Source organism: Sanguibacter sp. Z6_81, from assembly GCF_057180625.1.
In genome coordinates, this window is sequence record NZ_JBXUFV010000010.1 from 1 (window position 1) to 4,154 (window position 4,154).

The following is a 4,154-nucleotide window of genomic DNA, read 5'->3' on the forward strand; positions in this document are numbered from 1 at the left end:
TACCCCTTCGTGCAGCGGTACTTCGTCTCGGGCGTCATGCTCGGCTCGGTCAAGGGATGACCTCGCACCACCCCGGTTCCGGGACCGGTCCTGTCGGGACCGGTCCCGACAGGACCGGCCCGCTGACGCAGCTCGCCCAGGCGGTCTACCACCACATGGGCCTGGGCCTCTGCCTGATCCTGGGGGTCGCACCGACCCTCGTCGTGCTCACCCTGCTCTCCCCGGTGTCCACGAACGTGCCGTTCTTCGTGCTCGCCCAGCTCCCGGTGGCACCTGTGCTCTCGGCCGGGCTCTACGCCGTCCGCGGGTGGCGCAAGGACCCGGACGAGGGCCCCTTCGCGCTGTTCGTGCGTGGCGTGCGGGCGAACACCCTCGACGTCCTGCGCTGGTGGGTGCCGACGTTGCTCGTGGCGGCCGTGCTCGCCGTCAACATCTGGGCGAGCAGCACGGTGGCCGGCGCGCAGATCATCCGGCCGCTGGCCGTCGTGCTGGGTGTCCTGCTCGTCCTGTGGGCCGGTCAGATGCTCGTCATCACGTCGTTCGTGTCGTTCCGGACCCGCGATGCCGCGCGGGTCGCGGCCGTCATGCTCGGGGCGCAGTGGCGGGTGACCCTCGTGCACGGGTCCCTGCTCGTCGTGGCGGCAGGCATCACCACGCTTGGGTCGGACGTGCTCCTCGCGCTGGCCGCGTGGGCGCTCGTGTCGATGCTCGAGGCCGTCTCACGCCCTGTGGTCACGGACGTCGTCGCGCGGTTCACGCGCCCCGACGAGGCCTGACCAGGTTCAGCCCGTCGCCGCCCGTCGGCTCCGCGCCGGCGCGGCGGGCGACGGCGCACGGTCGTCCCGGGAGAACCCCAGGACCCGGCTGATCGGCGCGTGAGCCACCCGGCCCGGTTTCATCCGGTACGTGCGGGCTGCGGGCAGTGGTGGCACGATGCACCCGTGCCCCAACCCCCCGTGCCTCAACCACCCGGGCCTCCCACCCTCATCGACGTGGCCAAGGCCGCGGGTGTCTCGCGTGCGACGGCGTCGCGGGTGCTGGCCGGACACGGCAACGTCAACCCGGAGCTCGCTCGGCGGGTGATGGAGGCGGCGAAGGCGCTCGACTACCAGACGAACGCGGCGGCCCGTGCGTTGCGTGGGGGTGCGTCGGGCTCTGTGGCGGTGGTGGTCCCGCACAGTGAGCTGGACGGGTTGTCCGGTCCGTTCGTCGGGGCGCCCCTGCGTGGGGCGACGACGACGTTGTTCGCGCACGGGCGCCAACCCGTCCTGCTGCTCGACGACGGCAAGGACCCCAGCTCCCTCGCGCGGTACCTCACGTCGCGGCACGTCGAGGGGGCCATCGTGGTGCTCGCCCGGGAGTCGGAAGGGCTGTACCGGAACCTGCGCGACCTGCGGATCCCAGTCGTGTACATCGGGCGGCCGCGCGCTGATCTGCCCCAGGACGTCACGTCGGTGGACGCGGACCACTACGGGGGCGCCCGACTGGGTACGCGCGCGCTGCTCGAGGCGGGGCGGGTGCGGGTCGCGACGATCAAGGGCCCGGCGGGGTACTTCCCGGCGGCGGAGCGGCACCGGGGGTTCCTCGCCGAGCTGGCCGAGTGGGGGATCGAGCCGGGGCCGTCGGCACGGGGTGACTATTCGATGGCCTCGGGTGCCGTGGCGGCTGCCCAGCTGCTGCAGGGCGGCCCGATCGACGGTCTCTTCGCCCAGTCGGACCTCATGGCCGTCGGTGCGTTCCGGGTGCTGGCGGTCGCGGGGTTGCGCGTTCCGCAGGACGTGTCGGTCGTCGGGTTCGACGACACGGTCGTCGCGGCGACGGCGAGCCCGCCGCTGACGTCGGTGCGGCAGCCGTTGCAGGAGATGGGCAGCCGGGCCGCGGATCTCATCCTGAAGGCCATCGCCTCCCCGCATGCCCCGCCCCAGCACGTCGTGCTGCCCGCGACACTGACGCTCCGGGACTCGGTGTAGATCTCCGATCTGCGCGGTTCATCCGCCTGGCGAGCAGGTCCTCGTGGTCGGAAACAGTTTCGGTCCCGACCCTGTGTGGACAAGAGGGCCGGGGACTGTGCATGCTGTCCCGAGAGATCGATCTCTCGGAGCAATTTCGCAGGCCAGAGGAGTGGATGGATGGGGCGATGGTGCCCGGGCGACCGGAGCCGCGCCCCGTGGTCGGCGTCGAAACATGGCGCGTACCGGCCTGACCGTCCCTGACCACCGATCCAGCACCGCCACGGACCAGCACCACCGATCCAGCACCACCACCACCGATCCAGCATCACCACGGACCAGCAACACACCACCCCGATCTCAATGAGGAGAATCATGGTTCCCGTCCAGAACGCCCGACCCCGCCGGTCGGCGATGCTCTACCGAGGGGTGGCCCTCACCGCCGTCTCGGCGCTCGCCCTGGCCGCGTGCTCCGACGGTGGAGGCGGAGGTGGCGGCACGACCGAGGCCGGGCCCGTCGACCTCACGTGCGCCGTGGAGGACTACAAGGCCGACACCACCTTCAAGAACCCGGAGCCGATGGAGGTGAGCATGCTCTGGACCGACTGGCCGGAGTCCCCCATCAAGGACACGTGGGAGATCTTCGACGAGATCGAGGAGCGCACCAACGTCAAGATCGTCACGACGCACATCCCGTTCAGCGACGCGGTCGAGAAGCGCGGTCTGCTCATCAGCGCCGGCGAGGCCCCCACCGCGATCCCGCTCATCTACGCGGGTGACGAGCGCCAGTACGCCGCGTCCGGCGCGGCGCTGCCGCTGAGCGACTACGCCGAGTACATGCCCAACTTCGACAAGTACCTCAACGAGTGGTACGGCGAAGGCGCGATCGACAACCTGCGTCAGGCTGACGGGCGGTACTACATGACCCCGGGCCTGCAGGAGGTCTCGGTGCCGACGTTCACGCTCATCATCCGCAAGGACATCTTCGACGAGGTCGGCGCCCCGGCTCCCGAGACCTGGGAGGAGCTCGAGACGGGCCTCGCGCTCATCAAGGAGAAGTACCCCGACAGCAAGCCCCTCGGGGACGGCTTCGAGGGTGGCTCGATCCTCAACTGGTCGGCACCCTCCTTCGGGACCGTCGGCGGCTGGGGCTTCGGCACCGGCATGGTCTTCGACGAGGAGGCCGGTGAGTTCGAGTACGCGGGCACCTCGGACGAGTACAAGGTGATGATCGAGTACTTCAGCGGTCTCGCCGAGAAGGGGCTGCTCGACACGGAGTCCTTCACCGCGCCGAACGACGGCATGGGCACGGTCGCGGAAAAGTTCGCGGCCGAGAAGATCTTCGCGGCCTCGGGTGCCTCCGGTACGGTCCAGGAGTACGCCTCCGCGCTCGACGCGGCTGGTGTCACGGACTACGAGCTCCAGATGGTCGCGCCCCCCGGCGGCCCCGCTGGGAAGATCATCGGCTCCCGCGGCTTCTGGAGCGGCTTCATGCTCACCGCCCAGGCGAAGGACGACCCGAACCTGTGCAGCACGATCCAGTTCATGGACTGGCTGTACTACAGCCCCGAGGCGCGTGACCTCATCCAGTGGGGCGTCGAGGGTGAGACGTACACGAAGGGTGAGGACGGAACCTACACGCTCAACCCGGAGTACAAGTACGCCGCGTACAACCTCAACATGGACACCGGCACCACGGACATCAAGCTCGACCTCGGGTACGGCAACGACGTCCTCGCTGCATCGACCGAGTCCCGTGAGCTCAAGCAGTCCTACAACGCGCCCGCGTTCGTCGACTACATCGACACGGTGCTCGCGACGCGTACCCCGCGCGATCCCTTCCCGCCGGCCCCGCTCGACGAGGTCGACCTGGAGCAGGCCTCCCTCATGGGGACCCCGTTGAAGGACTCCGTGGACACTGCCACCCTGCAGTTCATCCTCGGTGACCGTGACCTCGCGGAGTGGGACTCCTACGTCGCTGAGCTCGAGGCGCAGGGCCTGCCTGCCTACGTTGACCTCATCAACGCGGCCAAGGACGCCTACGCCGAAGAGAACAGCTGACCTCAGCCCGACCCGGCCCTGTGGGGCGCCAGTGTCCTGAGACACCGGCGCCCCACGGGGCCCCTCCATGAAGGAGCACGGTATGAAAGTCACGCCTGAGCCCGCTGCGGCGGCCCCGGGGGACAAGGTCGTCGAGGCTACGGT

At 69.7% G+C, this 4,154-nt stretch carries 3 protein-coding genes; all 3 read left to right on the forward strand.

Annotation, left to right across the window (positions count from 1 at the left end; genetic code table 11):
• Positions 1–56: 56 nt before the first annotated feature.
• The 3 genes from AC2AXK_RS14520 (at position 57) to AC2AXK_RS14530 (ending at position 4,010) form a co-directional block, all read left to right on the forward strand.
• The gene (locus AC2AXK_RS14520) at positions 57–776 is read left to right on the forward strand and encodes a hypothetical protein (RefSeq protein ID WP_484346111.1); all 720 of its coding nucleotides are present in this window, start codon (positions 57–59) and stop codon (positions 774–776) included.
• Between the two features lie 165 nt (positions 777–941).
• Positions 942–1,970 carry a LacI family DNA-binding transcriptional regulator gene (locus tag AC2AXK_RS14525; protein ID WP_484346112.1) on the forward strand — a complete coding sequence of 343 codons (1,029 nt, stop codon included), beginning with the start codon at positions 942–944 and terminating at the stop codon, positions 1,968–1,970.
• A 354-nt stretch (positions 1,971–2,324) separates the two neighbouring features.
• On the forward strand, positions 2,325–4,010 hold the full coding sequence (locus AC2AXK_RS14530; RefSeq protein WP_484346113.1) for an ABC transporter substrate-binding protein: 1,686 nt from the start codon (positions 2,325–2,327) through the stop codon (positions 4,008–4,010).
• The last annotated feature ends 144 nt before the right edge of the window (positions 4,011–4,154 follow it).